The following is a 16047-nucleotide window of genomic DNA, read 5'->3' on the forward strand; positions in this document are numbered from 1 at the left end:
TCACGGTGACGGCTCGAGCTGCGTCCGAATCCTGGGCGACCTCGGATGGTGCTCGCGCCTCGATGCAGGCAAACAGGCGTGCGAACACCGGTCCGGAGCTCGCCGTGCGCCGCCTGCTCCACGCAGCAGGCTTCAGGTACCGCGTCGACTACCCGCCTCTAGCGGACTTCCGACGGCTGCGAGCCGACATCGTCTTCCCGCGGCGACATCTCGCCGTGTTCGTCGACGGGTGCTTTTGGCACGGATGCCCGGACCACTTTGTCATGCCAAAGGCGAATGCCGAGTACTGGGCGCGGAAGATCGCCCGCAACGTCGAGCGCGACGCCGAGACGACCGCACGGCTGATCGAACGCGGATGGCTCGTGCTCCGCTTCTGGGAGCACGAGCCTGCAGCCGAAGTGGCCTCCGCGATCGCACGTGCGATGCGGGAACTGAAGGGCGAGTGCTAGCCGCCAGAGGCCCCCATGATGGCGTGCCGACGCATCTCGTCCATCGCGGGCGAGAACAGGCCGTCGATCTGGTCGTTGCCGACGACGCATGCGCGGTCAAGCAGCAGATTCGATGCTTCGCACGACGTCTCAGAGATCAGCATGCAGGTGTGGCACGCCGCAAGGTTAAGACCCTGCAGACTCTGCGGGCCGGATTCCCGGCACACAGGGTCGTTGGCGCACCATTCGTGCCGCTCTAGGGCACGCGCGACGAGCGCGGCGAAGCGCTCCCTCTCACCCTGCCGGACGAGCCCGCCCAGGGTGCCCTCGAAGTCTGAGGTCGTCGTATAGATGAAGATCCCGGCATCTCCGCCTTCCCCAGCGTAAATGCGTTCGCGGAGTGATGCGGCTGTGAAGCCGCTGCTGAACGCGAGCTCCTGAATCAGCATGTGGGCAAGTCCGTGGAGCAGGACGTATTTAGGGGTCGCCTCGGGGAAGCGCGCCGCGAACGACGACGCCGCCTGGTTCTGCTTGACCTGAAGCACGCGTCCCTCGACGCCGTCGGCCCGGCTCCACGCTTCGATCGCCTCGCCGTTAAGTCGGACGAAGATGCCTTCGCCCCAGCCCTCGACGGCAGGCAGCCAACGGGACTCCGTGGCCCGACCGAGCACAGCCGGAACCGGCTTCGCATCCATTCGGTAGCGGCGGAACTCCACTGCGGCGCGCACCTCGCGGAGCCGGTCGACGAGCACGACGTGCTCGAAGAGTCCGTTGAGGGGCGCAGATGGGCCAGCGCCGGCGAACGGCATGATGCGAGTGACGAAATTCTCGATGGGGGCTTCGCCCGCGGCCGCGGCTTCGAACGCCTCGAACTCGTCGCGGAGCAGGTCGCGACGGGCAGCGGCGAGCTGCAACGCGCCGGAGTCGTCTGCCACACGCAGGACTTGCTCCACAGACCCGCCGACGTTCGCTGCGATGCGTTCTGCAAGCAGGGTCCGGAACGCATCTTCCTCTTGCTGCTGGAGCCCCGCGAACAAGGCATCTCGCTTGATTGCATCTTCGACGGCCACCGCCCTGCCGACGACTTCGGGGATGTCGATCGCGCTGATCGACTCTCCGATGTGCAGGCTCGTCGCGCCGCGCTGCTGCACGACGAGAGCGGCTTCGCACTGCGCGGCGGCTCCCGCGCGCTGCCAGGGCTGTTTGCCACCGCAGCGGACGCCTGCGCCTCTCAGGCGGTTGCCGTCGAGCTCGTCGAACGCTCGAACGGCCTGGCAGCCTCCGCACCGCAGCTCAAGGCTCGCGAGTCCGAACCCGCTGTCGTTCGAGACGAACTGGATGTCGTGCTGCGGATCGCAGGAGTCGGGCACCGGGCCCGCGTGCAACCACCTCGGCCAATCCACATCCTGCACATGCGAGTGGTCGGTGCAGCCTGCGACAAAACGCATCGGGACGAGCCGGCCGGAACAGGAGCAGAGCGGCATTGACCCATCGTCGTCCGCGGCACGGAGCCGTTGCAGGCGTCGGCACTTCTGGCAGAACAGCCAGCTCGGGAATCGTGAGAATGTCAGGCGCATACCGACTCCGCGGCTGCTCTCCCCTTGGCTCGGAGCTGCGTAGAGCTTTGTCACCTGAAGCCGCTCCGACAGACGCTTGCACTCGACCTCGTTGAGGAAGCGTTCGCTCGGCCATTCGTCTCCCGTCGGGGCCATGAACGATTCGCCCAAGATGTCGATGATTGCTCCCGGTCCATACGGTCCGACAGTCTCGGCCAGACGAATCGCGCGGTCTCGTCCGGCGTCTGCCGGACGAGTCGCCCGCTTCCTGGTCTTCCGATCTCCCGTCATCGCTGCCGCCCTACCTTGATGCCCACCGCGCGGTCGACGGACCGCATCGAGTTCATCGCGGGCCAACCCGGGCCCGCATCGGTGAAGCCACGCAGCAGCCGCCGATCCATCTCGGTCGAGTCGAAGCGCAACGCACTGCCGGACCTCGCCGCGCGGTCGCGCATCTCCTGCCAATCGAGCGCGGCACGCTCCAGCTCACGTCGCACCGCGTTCTGCTCCGTCGGGTCGGCGAACGTCGCGTGCGCGAGCAGACGCTGCACAGCGGTCGCCGTCTGGATGGACTTCGCATCAAACGCTGCCGCGGACTCGTTGGTCCGCAGCCCACCTGCTTGACGCATCACGATCACGAGCGCGGCGCGAAGCGCGCGCATGCGCGCTTGCAGCGACCAAGGGGTCACCGATGCCGGCTCCACGAAGCGGTAGTAGGACTCATGGAATTGCCTGAACGTCTCGTATATCGATCGATCACGCGCCTTCGACGATCGGTACAGGGCGACCACGAGGCCGGGCACCTTCGCGCGCCCCACGCGGCTGGTGGCCTGGATGTATTCCGAGGTGGTCTTCGGCTGTCCATTGACGACCATGAGGCCCAATCGGCCCACATCGACGCCGACCGACAGGATGTTGGTAGCCGCGACCGCGTCGAGCGCGGACTCGCGCGGGTCTCCTCGTTCCACCTGCAGACGACGGAGAAGATCGGCGAGCTCCCTCGCATCCAGGTTGCCGTTCAGCTCTTCGACATCCGCGGCGTCGATGCGCCTAGACGGCGAGCCGTCTCCAGTCGCCGGGGCGTTCTGCATCCGCGTGGCCACGTCATCGCGCAAGCGCGTGACCGATCTGCCCAGCTCGCGGAGGGAGTTGTGGTACACCACGAGCGTCCAGTAGGCGTCACGCTCGACGTCGGAGAGCGCGAGGCGCAGCGGCGCCTGGAGGATGCGCTCGGCGATCTGGCTGAACGCGTACTCGGGGGTGTGCGCCTGCGGCATCAGGCCGAGGTAAAGACGGCCCGGGGACTCGCGATCAGGGGCGGCGAACCAGCTTTCATCCGCCTTCAACCCGGCTGGGGGGAAGACCTCGACGTCCGCGGCCATCAGCTCGCGGACCTGCTGCGTGGCTGCACGAACGGTCGCCGTCGAGGCCACCACCTTCGGAACCGTCCCGCGCCACCCCCAGATTGTGCGGAGCGCTGCTTCGTAGGTGCCGACCACGGTTCCCAGCGGGCCCGAGATCAGGTGCAGCTCGTCCTGGATCACAAGCGAGGGAGGATCATAGATGCTTGCGCCGAGTCCGAACAACTCCGCGCCGTCATCGATCCAGGCGAGTCGCGCGAACTTGTCGACGGTGGCGATCAGGATCGAGGGCGGGTCGCGGTAGATCGCCTCGTCGACGACCTGCATGGGAAGTCGGTCGTGGAACGGGCACTCGGGATGCGGGCAGAAGATCGTGAATGATCGGTCCGTTGCGCGGAAACCGTAGCGGCCCCGGTCTGGGCTTTGGAACTTGGGCACGAGAGCGGTCCGGCACCAAGGGCAGTTGAGCACCTGGAACGGGTTCTCGGGATACCGCTGCTCGAGGAGATCGTCGAGTGCGCGCTCCGCGCGCGCGAACCGGCCGGGTGTCGCGTTGTTTCCGATCCACAGCCCGATCGTGAAGGGCGCGCAGCCAGCGAGTGCCGGTTCGGTCGTGCGGAGGCGCTCGAGGGCGCAGATCAGGGTCGAAGCGCGCTCGAACTGCTGGGCCGTCAGCAGTCGCATCGTGTACCGGGTGATGACCGCGGTCCCACCTCCGGCGATGCCGCGCACGAGGCGTCTCCTGATGAGCTCGGTCGCGGCGAGGCCCAGGTACGCTTCGGTCTTGCCGCCGCCAGTCGGGAACCAGACCAGGTCCACGAGCGCCCGGTCGTCGTGGCTCGCGTCCAAGGTCGAAGGGAGGGCGAGCAGGATGAAGCCGAGCTGGAATGGCCGCCATCGCGGTTCGAACGGCGCGGGCGCGACACTGAGCGGCGCGCCGAGCTCGCCTGGTGCCTCGCGCGCACGGTGCTGTTGCACCATCTGGTCGCGCATCGCGCGGTTGGCCAGTCGGAAGGCCTGCAGGACGATCGGATCCTCGCGGAGGATCTCGATTCCCTGGCGCATCCGATCGCGTGCTCGCTCCTGGCGGGCGACGATCTCCTGCGCCGAGTTGGCGCGCGAGCCGGCGAAGGATCGAGCGTCTTCGCGCTGATCGCGAGCCCATTGGGAGTACTCGTCGACCAAACCGTCGAGCGCTGCGGCGAGCTCGGACACGTGCCTCCGATCGTCTGCGAGCCAGTCCATGCGAAGCCGGTCGGTTTCGTCTTCGCGGGCCTGGATCGAAGGGACCTCGAATGACGGAGCGGTGTCGCTGCGGATCGATGCTGGCGGGCCGTCGAACTGCTCGTCCCACGTCACCGACACTCCGTGACCGACTCCGTACGAGACGCGGTCGCGGTATCGCAGATCGAGTTCGCGGTCCTCGTGGTCGCCTGCAGCGATTTGCAGCGTCGGATACGGTTCGAGCGATCCGTCGACCGGCTCGGCTTCGAGCTCGACCTGGAAGAGGCACTTCGAGGCGTCGAGTTTCGCCTCCTTCGGGCCCACCTCCGCGGCATTTGAAACGGACACCGTGACGAGGGACCTAACGCCGACCGATCGAACGCGCCAGGCGACAATCGCGCGGCCGTCGAGGACGCTCCGCCGCCCGCTCGGGGTCTCGATATCGAGGACCTCGGCCAGAGTGCGCCGGCTCCAGCTATAGCGTGGGCGAGGATCGGCCTGATCCTCGCCTGAGTCTGCTCCGCCGTGAGGCTCGTAGAGGCCGGCGCGCAGCGAGACTCGCACCCGCTTCCCGTTGTGGACGAACGAGGCGCCCATCGACGTGGGAGCGAACCCGAAAGCGCCCGTCAGGTCGTAGTCGCCCTCGTCGTCATCGGCGTCTTCGACGGGGTCCTCGTCATCTGTGCCGTCATCGCCCACCGCATCGTCGAATCCCTCGAGCTCGGCTTCGGTCGCGCATTCGGTCTCACCGGTTTCGACCGGGAACAATGCGCCGACGAGGTAGGCGTAGATCGGATTTCGTTCCAGCAGCTCGTCCTCGCCGCCGACGGGGCCACGCACGACCGAGGTGATGTGATCTGCGAGTCGACGGTTGCTATCGTTCACGAACGCTCCCAGAGGTCATCGAATTGCGTGAACGCGAGGTCCTCCCCGAACTCCGCGAACGTGTCTTCAACATTCACGATAAGGCAGCGCTCTGTGCCGCCGTTCGCTGGCCCGCGCAGCGCGCGGCCCACCATCTGGTGATAGCGATTGGGCGAGTATGTGGGCCGGGCGATATAAAGCGCCTCGACCTGGGGTGCGTCGAACCCGGCTGTGAGCAGGTCGCAATTCACCAGCACGCTGATGTGGCCGGCTTTGAACTTGTCGATGACCTCTCGACGCTGCTGCTTGCGCATGTCGCCGTCGACGGCCAACGCGGATCGGCCGCGAAGGGTCAGCAGCGCGGCCACCGTGTGCGCTGAGGCCTTCGACGGCGTGAACACCAACGTCGGCATGCTCGCATCGCGTCGGAGGATGTCGTCGACGAGGCGGTTGGTCCGGTCGTGGTCGCGGCCGAGCTGCTGGAGCATCGACTTCGGGATGTCCTTCAGCCGCTCCCACTCCGCGATCTGCGCCGGCGTCGCGATGATCGTCGCACCGGTGAGAATCTCGTGGTCGGGTTCCGAGAGCACTTTCCGCTGCCGGAGAGTGACGTGGAACTCGTCGGCGTTCTCACCAAGGACGCCGGGCTGGAGGAGGTTGTTGTCGAAGCGGTTGCGGAACCCTTCGTTGACGTCGGGGTTCCGCCCTTTGTACGGCGTGGCGGTGAGCCCGAGCAGCGGGGCCGGCGTTTCGCGCCCCGTTCGGTAGCCGAACCAGTCGAGGACTGCGGTGTAGGTCGGGTTGAACGACCGGTGCGCCTCATCGATGACGACGAGGGCGGGTCTGCGCATCCACTCGAGCGTGACGGCATCCGGTGCGCCGAAGCGCGCTCGCAGCGTGTCGTCGGTCGCGACGATGACCTGCGGGTCGTCGTCAGCCTCGGTGATTCCGCGGCCGCCCCAGAAGCGCGAGATGTGCAAATCGCGGCCCGGCACCTCGGCTCCCCAGACCTCGGCGAACGCTTCCACGGCCTGTTCGCAAAGCTCTTCGGACTGCGCGATCCAGACGACCGGCCCGCTGGAGCTCGCGTCGATTTCGCCGTCCTTGATGAGCGAAACGATCGACTGCACCGCGACTCGCGTCTTGCCGGCTCCCGTGGGCAGGTAGAGCAGGCCCCTCTTGCGCTTTTTCTCGCCCTTTCCATCCAGCACGAGCTGGCGCACCTTACCGAACAGCTCCTGCTGGAAGTCGTGCAACGGGTTCAGGTCGATGCGACCGCGCACGCGTTCGTAGGCCGCAGGACGCTCCATACGCCGGCCTGCATAGCCTTCCTCGAACCCCAGGCGTTGCACGAACTCGCGCGCGGGCTTGCTGCCCGCCCATGAGTCAGGTGGGTCGAGTTTGAGCTTGCGCAGCTCTTCGCGGAGTGAGTAGAGCGAGTCGAACGACTCGACCCGATGGAACAAGACCGCGACATCTTCGTCGCTCTGCGTGCCGTCGCGGGCCTCGAGCGCATCGAGCAGGCCGGTGGGGAGCGCCTTCCGAAGCAAGTCGCCGCCGACCAGTCGCAGCAGCTTCTGCTCAGGCGTCGGAAGGCTGGCCACCTCGGCGATCAGCTTGCTCCGCTTCGCAGAATGCGCTGCCTCGACGATGCGCTCGGCCTCGTCGACCCTGAGCGGCTGGCCCGCGGCTGCGGAGATCGCGCGCAACCGTTCGGCCTCCGTGCCGTCCTCGAACCGGCGGACGAGCGTGACTAGGCTGCCCTCCCTATGCGATGACAGCTCCTTCGGCTCGACGCCGCCGGGGGTCCGGGTCTTCTTCACGATAGACGATGCGAACTGCACATCGAGTTCCACGAGGTTCGGGGCAAAGCGGTCGAGCATCGGGTATAGGTCGGACAGCGGCATTGGCTCGTCGTACGCATCGACTTCGAACCAGCGGCTGACCGCGTCTGAGCTGCGTTGGATGCCCCAACGTTCGACGAGCGCGGAGACGTCGAGGTCACCGGCGACCAGCACCGGCGTCCGAAGCGCGGTCAAGTGCTGCAGGTCCTCATCGGAATCGGCGATGAGCACGTCGTGGACGTTGGTCAGCTGCACGACGCCGTTGCGCAGAACGGGGATCTCGGACGGGACCCGGATCGACTTCCGGCTCGCGGCTTCGGCCAGCAGCTCGGTCAGCGATGTCGGTTGCGTGCAGACGTATGCCTCGCGTCTCAGGAATCGCTGCAGCAACGGGACCGACAGGTTCGCGAGCGTCCGCGGCCGGTCAAGATCGACGGTGTAGTCCTGCTCGGCGACGGGAAGGAGTTCCTTGAACCGGGCGAGTTGCGGTCCAACGGTCTCCGCGACCGGCTTCGCGCCAAGCGAGGTTGTGAGGTGCCCGTGCTGCCGAATGGCCCACGCCTCAGGCCCGAGCCATTCGAACTCGGCACTCTTGCCCGAGGCGAGCTTGACGCTCAGCGCGGTAGTTGTCGCCATGGGCGCGTCCAGCAGTGCCCGGGTCCAGTCCGCGCGCCCTTCGGGCGTCGCCTCGATGAGGATGTCGAGCGGGCCGAAACCCGTCCGTTCGCCGAGCGCGAGCGATCGCAGTTTTTGACCGTGCTGCGCCGCGGCAGCCTCGGCATGCGAACGCGCTGCGCTGGTGTACTCCGCGAACACCGATTCGCGGTGCATGGGAAAATTCTGGATGGGGCGCTCCAGGACACCGGCGGCGCGCAGGACCTCGATACGGGGATGGCGAGCGGTGTCGACGACGCGTGCGTCGGGCAGATTGCGCCAGCGCTCACCGACGACGACCTCGGCAGCAGGGCGCCACTCACCCCCTCGAGTCAACACCCTTATCTCGATCTGGCGCGACTTCAGCTTCTGCGCGGCCGAGACCGCAGTCGAGAGCGGCGCAGTGCGCTCGCGGGCCCAGAAAGCCTCCCACGTCTGGACGTCGGCGTTGGGCCGAATCGTCGACGCCAGAGCGATCAGCAGCTGCTCATCGGACGCCTCTTTGAAGCCCATTTTGAGCAGGGCGTCACGGTAGGAGATCGACCAGGTCGGATCGATCTTCGCGATTGCGAACCCGTCTGGCTTTGCTGCGTTCTTGGTCGGCAGCAGCACCGAGTCGGTCTGCGTCGGCGACGCCCATGCCCCGGACTCAAGGGGCACGATCGCCGCGCCACGGCCCTCGAAGTCAGCGTTCGCCTTCGCCTTCAGGCTCGCATAGAGATCAAACGAGGTGATCAGTGCGTCCTCGGTGCCGAGCCTTGCCAGTTCCTGCAACCAGCTCGAGATCGACACTTCGTGCTGGCTCGGCTGCTCCGCGTCCTCGCGGAACAGAGCACGGGTGCGGACAGACCGATCGTTCTTGTAGCAGGAATGATGCGGCATGTTCTGCCGTGGAGACAGCTTCTGCCACGCGGCGACATCCGACGGGGTGAGATCCGCGGCAAAGGTCGGGGGGCGCAGGGCCTCGGCTACGCGCAGCTCGCCGGTTACATCAGGGATGACCGCGCGTGAGCGCGCCACGATGGGGATGCGCGCGCTGAGGAACCGGTCGGCAGGACTCCGGAACTCCTTGCCTCGAGCGGGAAAGAAGTCGAGATGCCGACCCGGCTCGTCCGGGGTCGAGAGCTCCTGAATGGTGTCGAGGAACAGCTCGATCGACTGTTCGAGGAGCGCGGCGTTCAACCTGCTCTCGTGCACGGGCATCATCGTGCGTCGGTCGTCGCTCACGTCCCAAGGCGCGTTGAAGATGCCGCGTACGGTCGTCTCATCCTGCAGCGGCAACCAACTCCAGAACTGCCCGAGCGGGCGTGCGGCCGAGGGGTCGACTGCGTAAGCGATCGTCATGCGCTCGCGTCGTTTGGCCGCGCTCAACGTGGCCAGCACCTCCGGCGTCGGCGAGTAGGGCACCTCGCGGTACAGGAAGTGCTGGGCATCGCCGCCCGCGATCTCGATCGTGACGCGCCCGGGCGTGTCTGTGCGCCTGCGGTAGGTCGATCGACCAAAGCCGCCCCCGAACGCGGCGAGCGTAACCGTCAACTCTCGGATCCCACGGGTGAACAGCAGTAGCTTTCCGTCGAATTCCGCGAGCTCCTTACGGATCCGATCGCCCTCACGCTGAAGCGGCAGCCGCACGATAGTCGTCGCCCATCCGGCCAGTTCGGCCAAATTCGGGTCGGCGGCGAACTCGGCCTCATGATCGATGATCGTCGGCACACGCATCGCAGGCAGCGCCTGTTCGTCGCCTGCGATCTCTCGGAGAGCATCGCTCGCCGCGGCGCTGTTGAACTCGAACGACACCGAGCGGGAGAAAATCTGGGGATGTGCGGTGACGGCGAGCACCGACTTGAAGCCGATGCCGAATTTTCCGATCTCATCGCCTCGCTTGGGGCTGATAAACGCGTAGCACACGGCCTCCAGTCCTTCGCGGCTGAATGGTGCTCCTTGGTTCGCCACGTAGAGATGCCCCGCGGCCATCCGGAACTCGACCTTGCCCTCGTCGGGGTGGTTGCCGTGGGCATCGACCGCGTTCTGCAGCAGCTCCGGGATCTGTCTGGTGCCATAGCCGCCCCGTTGCCACTCCTCCTCCTGGCCCGCGTGCTCGCGCAGGAGGTTGAGGTCGCGTCGGTAGTTCTCGAGTGCGCGAGCCTCCTGCGCCCCGACGAAGTCGACCAGGTCGGGATCGGCTGCGGGCCAGATCGAAGTCGTCATCGAGTCCTCCTAGGTGCATTCGGGCGCACTTCACAACATAATCAGCGCCACTGACACGCGGGGGTCCAGGACACCGCGCAAGACGCAATTCTGATCCTAAACTTTCGGCGGCAGCGGAAACCGTTGTGCGACGCGACAACTCGGTCGCAATCGACGGCCTCACACGGAGTGCAGGCGCCAATGCTGACCGAACCACTCCCGCTGGCCCGAGCTGAGCGGAAGCTGCAGCGGCGCACCATCCAGCTCTATGTAAGGGCGGAAGTCGCGCGCCTCGCCGCGCACGACGATGCGATCACACTCCGGTTCGACGGTGAGCTGACCAAGATCCAGCAGCGAACGGACATCGCGCCGCAGCAGCGCGAAGTCCTTCGACTTCGATTCGCCGGCGGCATCGAAGCGGCTGAGCGCTGCGGCGTCCAGCGTCGCACGTGGAGACGTCCCGACGAACAAGCAGGTGCTCCCGAACCGGTCCAGTAAGCGCTGACGTTCTTCCGCCGGCGCAGTTCGGACCCGCGCGCTGCGGCGCAGCGCGGTGTCCTGCACCTTACCTCCGTGAAGGCGGAACATCTGCTCGACGAAGCCCCCGAGCGCGTGCTCCACGCGCTCGGGCACGAGCGGCCGCATGCTCTGGATGCTCAGACGTGCCACGCAGAGCTTCTGTAGTTCGGCCCGATCCATCAAGCCGGGGAGCGGAAGCCATCCCGCGCCGTGCTCGGAGGCGAACTTGCGCACAATCGGAGTGCCGGTCACAGGCTCCTCGAATTCCGACCTGCAGCTGGGACGAGTGCACCGGTACCGCGGCACCTTTCTCGTGCGGAACGTCAGCTTCGGCGTGTTGCACACCGGGCAGCGGAGCGTGAGCTTGTAGTCGTGCCACTCGGAGATCGAGTCGATAACGGAGATGCCGAGCAGCCCTTCGCCATCGCGGATCAGGACGACGTCGCCCACGGCGACTGACGTCGCATGCGCGACGGTCTCGTCCCATTGGTATGTCGAAGCGACCTCGTCCGCATACCCGGTGTGGCCCGCGTACTTCCCCGTGCCGCTGGCGGAGAGCAAGAGCCAGTAGTTCGCCATGACGCTCGCTTTCGATGATCGGGCCCGTGTCGGTCATCCTTGCATTTCGGTGCATTCGAAGGTTGGCGTGAGCCCAGCCGGACCCGACGTGTCAGTGACGTCACAGGACTGACTCCTCCCATCGCCGGAGACCAACGCAGGCGGCGAGACCGGCGCGGGCCGCATCCGCAGAAACCGTCGGAACCCTGGAACGTGAGGAGACGGAGAAGGCTGATGCCGACCAGACCGCTCTGCACATCTGCCCGGCCGCTCGGGGTCGATGAACGGCGTCCGCGACGAAATAGTCGGCGCACTGGAGCACCTGCTCAAAGGAGCAGGCCGCCCAGCCGGGGCTGCTGACCGTCGACGTCGTCACCTTCCACGACCGGATCGCGCACACCCTGAGGGCCGCACTCGAGGACGTCGCGATCGAGCTCGTGCCCGCGGCGGCACTGCGCTCTACGACGCCGTCGGCACCGACCTCAACAGCTTCGGCCAGCGCATCGAGGCGTTTCCCCGAGGAGGCGAGGCTGGCGACCGTGCAGGTCGTCATCGTCACCGACGGCTTCGATAACCGCTCGAATGAGTACAACGCGACCATCGTGCAGACGCTCGTGCAGCGCCAGCGCGACAAGGGCTGGGAGTTCGTCTTCCTCGGCGCCGACAGGGACGCCGCGCTCGTATCCCGCGGCCTCGGCATCGACGCGGCCAGCGCGATCGGGTTCACGCGCGACGCTGGCAGCATCCACGGCACCATAGCCGTACCAGCGTGCGGCTCACCGAGACGAGGCGACGTGGGCGGCGGAACGGCAGCAACGCCGAGACTCGCCCCAGGGGCGAGGCGACGACCGCTGGCACGCCTTCGCGCTGAGACGTACCAACCGCCTTCGGCGCTCAGCGCTCGAGGGCGAGTCCCTCGAGCGAGGTGAGCACGACCAGCCGCTCGGTCGCCCGCGTCGCGCCGACGTACAGGAGGTCCTGCCAGTTCGGGGTCGAGTCGTCGACGTCGGTCAGCACGACCACCGGAGCCTCGAGCCCCTTGAAGAGGTGCACGGTGCCCCATCGGATGCCGGGGCCGTCCGCATCGTCGGGCGCCAGCGCATCCGCCACCGTGCCCGTCGCGCCGCGTGCAGCGGACGCCCGGCGCGGGGAGAGCACGAGGATGTCGCGCGGTTCCCAGCCCTCCTCCCAGAGGTCGCGCAGCACCTGCTGCAACAGCTGCTGCTGGTGCCAGGCGCTGTCGAACCTCAGCGCCTGGCCGCACTCGCCGCCCAGCTCGGCGCGCTCGTACTGCGCGTAGACGTCGTCGCCGAGCAGCTGCTCGACGAAGGCGGCGAGCTCGGGGCGCTGGCGCACGTTGCGGGCGACGGCCATGCGGCCGGCGTCGGGGATGCGCGTGAGCAGGAGGTCGCGCCGGGTGAGGGTGGTGGTCTCGAGACGCGTGCCGCCTGCGGCGGCGCGCTCCTCGACCGGCGAGGGGGCGGCGGCTGCGCGCGGGCGGTAGATGTCCTGCCCTTCGAAGTCGCCGGCCACGACCACCCGCGCACCGGCGAGACCGCCCACGAGCAGGCTGTCGAGCACATCGAGGGTGGAGTCGCGCGCGAGGTCCTGCGCCTCGTCGGCGACCACGCAGGTGTAGGGCGGCTCGAAGCCGGGCGCACGTGTGATCGAGAGCGTCGCGTCGGGCAGGGTGCCGTTCCACCACGCATCGTCGGCGTCGTCAAGGGGCGTGAGGTCGGTGAGCGCGAGCATCAGGTGGTGCACGCGGGCGACGGTCAGCTCGGATCGGTCGCGCAGCCGGTGGCGCAGCTCGGCCTCGAGCTTGCGGTTGAAGCATGTGAGCAGCACGCGCTCGTCGCGGTTGGCAGCCTGGAGCGCCGCGCGCACGGCGATGTTCGTCTTGCCGGTGCCGGCCGGCCCCTCGACGACGAGCCGCGGGTAGTGCGCGAAATACTGCAGCGCCTCCTCCTGGCGCTCGGTCGCCTCGCGCAGGTCGCGCTCGCGGGCGGCGCGGGCGTCGGCGCTCGCCTGCCGCCACGTCACCGGCGGCGTCAGCAGGTCGCGGGCCTCTGCGATGTCGTCCTCGGTCGGCCGCCCTGCCTCGTAGCGCACGCCCCGCGCGCGCAGCTCGCGCTCGCCGGCGCGGAGCGCCTTGACGATGCCCGTCACGAGCCTGTCGGGCTGCAGGTCGGGCCGGGTCAGCGTGACGTCGGGCGTGACGTCGACGCGAGCCTCGAGCTGCTTGACAAGCTCGCCGCCGCGGTTCGGGAACCACACCGCGTGCCAGATCGGGTACCGCGGGTCGTACGCGCGCCGCAGGATCCACGAGCGCAGGCTCCTCGCGTTCTCGATCGCCTGGTCATAGGGGGAGCGGGATGTGGGTTCCTGGCTGCCGAGTCGCCACAGCCCATCCGCGCCGATCTCGACCCGTTCGTGCGACTTGACCTCGATCACGAGCATCCCCTCGCTCGGGATCAGGATGACGAAGTCGGCCTCGCCCTCCACCTGCGTCTCGTGGTGGCGGATGGGCAGGCCGTGCCAGACGACCCAGTCGGAGGTACCGGCGTGGTCGCGGAGCGCCTCGTAGACGCGCAGCTCGCCGGACGGAGCGCCGAGGCGCGGCTCCGGAGGGATCATCGTCGCCATGCGATCACGCTAGCCGGAAGTGAGGCGATGTCGACTGCTGCCGCGGCCCGCCACGTCGATCGCGGATAGCCTCACAGCATGGACGAGCAGACGATCACGCCGGTGGAGCTCTCGCGCGAGCTCGGCATGGACCGCAAGGGACGGCAGATCCGTGGGTTCCTGCGGAACCCGACGGATGGGGGCGGGCCGTTCGAGGGGCATGAGATCGGGACCGAGTGGCACCTGACGGCTGAGCAGGCTGAGCGGATCCGGAAGCACTTCTCGAAGAAGTAGGTGGTCTCGACTCGGTCGGCGCGCTGCGCGCGGCGACCGGCTCGACCAGCGGGTCGGGTGGTCTGGATCGCCGACGGGCGGCGCCCGTCGACTACTCGACAAGCGGGTGGTGGGGCCGGGCGCTGCGCGCGGCGACCGGCTCGACCAGCGGGTCGGGTGGTCTCGATACGCCGACGGGCTGAGCCCGTCGGCTACTCGACCAGCGGGTGGGGCCGGGGAGCGGGCAGCGGAGACGGGGGAGCGGGCGCCGCGTGCTCGTGGCGTGCTGTCTGATAACTACGATGGGCGGGTGCCGCGGGTCGTCCGCCTCGGCGCGACCTGACAGGAAGGCGTCCCTGGCGGCACCCAACCCGTACTCCGAGCAGACCGAGGCCGGCGCATCCGACGCCGTTGCGCCGACGCCCAGCAAGAAGCTGAAGTCGCGGCACGTGACGATGATCGCCCTCGGCGGCATCATCGGCGCGAGCCTCTTCGTCGGCTCGGCCAACGTGATCCTCTCGGCCGGGCCCGCCGCGATCCTGTCGTACCTCGGAGGCGGCCTCATCGTCTTCCTCGCCATGCGCATGCTCGGCGAGATGGCCGCGGTGCGCCCGGCCGTCGGCTCCTTCATGGAGTACGCCCGCGTCGGCCTCGGAGACTGGGCCGCCTACATCGTGGGCTGGCTGTACTGGTACTTCTGGGTGGGCGTCATCGCCTACGAGGCGGTCGCCGGCGGCGGCATGCTGAACGCCTGGTTCCCGGGGCTGCCCGCCTGGGCCGGCTCGCTGATCCTCCTCGCGATCTTCGTCACCACCAACCTCATCTCGCTGCGCGCGTTCGGAGAGACGGAGTTCTGGCTCGCCAGCATCAAGGTCGTCGCGATCGTCGTCTTCCTCGGCGCCGGTCTGCTGTTCGCGTTCGGCCTCTGGCCCGACTCGACGCTGTCGATCGCCAACCTCTGGCAGCACGGCGGCTTCATGCCCAACGGCTTCGGCGTGGTCGTCTCTTCGATCGCGCTCGTGCTCTTCGCCTACTTCGGCGCCGAGATCGCTGTCATGGCGGCGGCCGAGTCGGAGGACCCCGCCAAGGGCACCCGCCAGGCCGCCAACACCGTCATCTGGCGCGTGATGCTCTTCTACGTCGGCGCGGTGCTCGTGATCGTGATGGTGGTGCCCTGGAACCAGCTGCCCTCGCCCGACGAGATCCCGCCCTTCGCGTACGTCTTCAGCCTGCTCGGCATCCCGTTCGCCGAGGAGATCATGACGCTCGTCATCTTCACCGCGGTCATCTCGGTGCTGAACTCCGGCACGTACTCGGCGTCGCGGATGTTCGCGGCCCTGTCGGAGCAGAGGCTCGCGCCGGCGATCATGTCGAAGCGCTCGAAGCGCGGCGTGCCGGTCGCGGCCGTGATCGCGTCGACCGCCGGCGGCCTCGTCGCGACGCTCGTCAACTTCATCGCGCCGAGCTCGGGCATCTACGAGTTCATCATGAACTCCACCGGTCTCGTGGCGCTCTTCGTCTTCGTCTTCATCGCCGTCACGCAGTGGCGCCTGCGCGCGCATGACGCCGGAGGAGCAGGCGCAGCTGAAGCTCAAGGTCTGGCTGTTCCCGGTGCTCAACATCGTGCTCATCGCGGCGGCCATCGGCATCGTCGTCATCATGCTCCCCTCCGAGGGCGGGCGCGCGCAGGTGCTCACGAGCCTCATCGCGGCCGGCGCGCTCGCGCTCTTCTGGCCGATCGTGCGGAAGAAGCTGCAGCGGGCCCGGGCGGCCGGCGAGCTCGAGGATGCGTCGGTGGCGGTGGGCTGACCGGTGACGACGCGACGGCCGGCCATGAGCCGCGCTCCTCGCCTGTGCCGGGTCGAGTCCGAAGCCGATCGGGCGGCCGACGAGGCGATCGAGCCGCTGGCAGCGCGACGATGGCGTGAGCGCGTCTGCATGCTCTTGAACACTG

At 67.8% G+C, this 16047-nt stretch carries 9 protein-coding genes; 3 read left to right on the top strand and 6 right to left on the bottom strand.

Annotated elements, in window-relative coordinates; genetic code table 11:
• Positions 1-5 precede the first annotated feature (5 nt).
• The gene (locus FQ330_RS02445) at positions 6-449 is read left to right on the top strand and encodes a very short patch repair endonuclease (RefSeq protein WP_263970102.1); all 444 of its coding nucleotides are present in this window, start codon (positions 6-8) and stop codon (positions 447-449) included.
• Here FQ330_RS02445 and drmB read toward each other — a convergent pair.
• From drmB to FQ330_RS02475, 6 genes are all read right to left on the bottom strand, one after another.
• Entirely contained in the window at positions 446-2275 is a 1830-nt protein-coding gene (gene drmB, locus FQ330_RS02450; protein WP_146354919.1) for a DUF1998 domain-containing protein, read from the bottom strand. The genes FQ330_RS02445 and drmB overlap by 4 nt on opposite strands.
• Positions 2272-5454 carry a helicase-related protein gene (locus FQ330_RS02455; protein ID WP_146354921.1) on the bottom strand — a complete coding sequence of 1061 codons (3183 nt, stop codon included), beginning with the start codon at positions 5452-5454 and terminating at the stop codon, positions 2272-2274. The genes drmB and FQ330_RS02455 overlap by 4 nt, the downstream gene beginning before the upstream one ends.
• Positions 5451-10139, bottom strand: a complete 4689-nt coding sequence (locus FQ330_RS02460; protein ID WP_146354923.1) for a DEAD/DEAH box helicase — start codon at positions 10137-10139, stop codon at positions 5451-5453. Before FQ330_RS02460 ends, FQ330_RS02455 begins: the two co-directional genes overlap by 4 nt.
• 159 nt (positions 10140-10298) lie before the next feature.
• Entirely contained in the window at positions 10299-11216 is a 918-nt protein-coding gene (locus FQ330_RS02465; RefSeq protein ID WP_146354925.1) for a hypothetical protein, read from the bottom strand.
• 100 nt (positions 11217-11316) lie between these two features.
• Positions 11317-11922, bottom strand: a complete 606-nt coding sequence (locus tag FQ330_RS02470; RefSeq protein ID WP_146354927.1) for a hypothetical protein — start codon at positions 11920-11922, stop codon at positions 11317-11319.
• Positions 11923-12089: 167 nt separating this feature from the next.
• Complete coding sequence (locus FQ330_RS02475) at positions 12090-13841, bottom strand: nuclease-related domain-containing DEAD/DEAH box helicase (protein ID WP_146354929.1); 1752 nt, start codon at positions 13839-13841, stop codon at positions 12090-12092.
• Between the two features lie 78 nt (positions 13842-13919).
• Here FQ330_RS02475 and FQ330_RS02480 point away from each other — a divergent pair, with 78 nt between their 5' ends.
• Positions 13920-14114, top strand: a complete 195-nt coding sequence (locus FQ330_RS02480) for a hypothetical protein (RefSeq protein WP_146354931.1) — start codon at positions 13920-13922, stop codon at positions 14112-14114.
• A 434-nt stretch (positions 14115-14548) separates the two neighbouring features.
• Positions 14549-16021: an amino acid permease gene (locus tag FQ330_RS02485; protein ID WP_225792676.1), complete on the top strand. Its 1473-nt coding sequence runs from the start codon at positions 14549-14551 to the stop codon at positions 16019-16021.
• Positions 16022-16047 lie beyond the last annotated feature (26 nt).

The organism is Agrococcus sediminis, from assembly GCF_007923295.1.
In the GTDB taxonomy this organism is placed as follows: Bacteria; Actinomycetota; Actinomycetes; order Actinomycetales; family Microbacteriaceae; genus Agrococcus; species Agrococcus sediminis.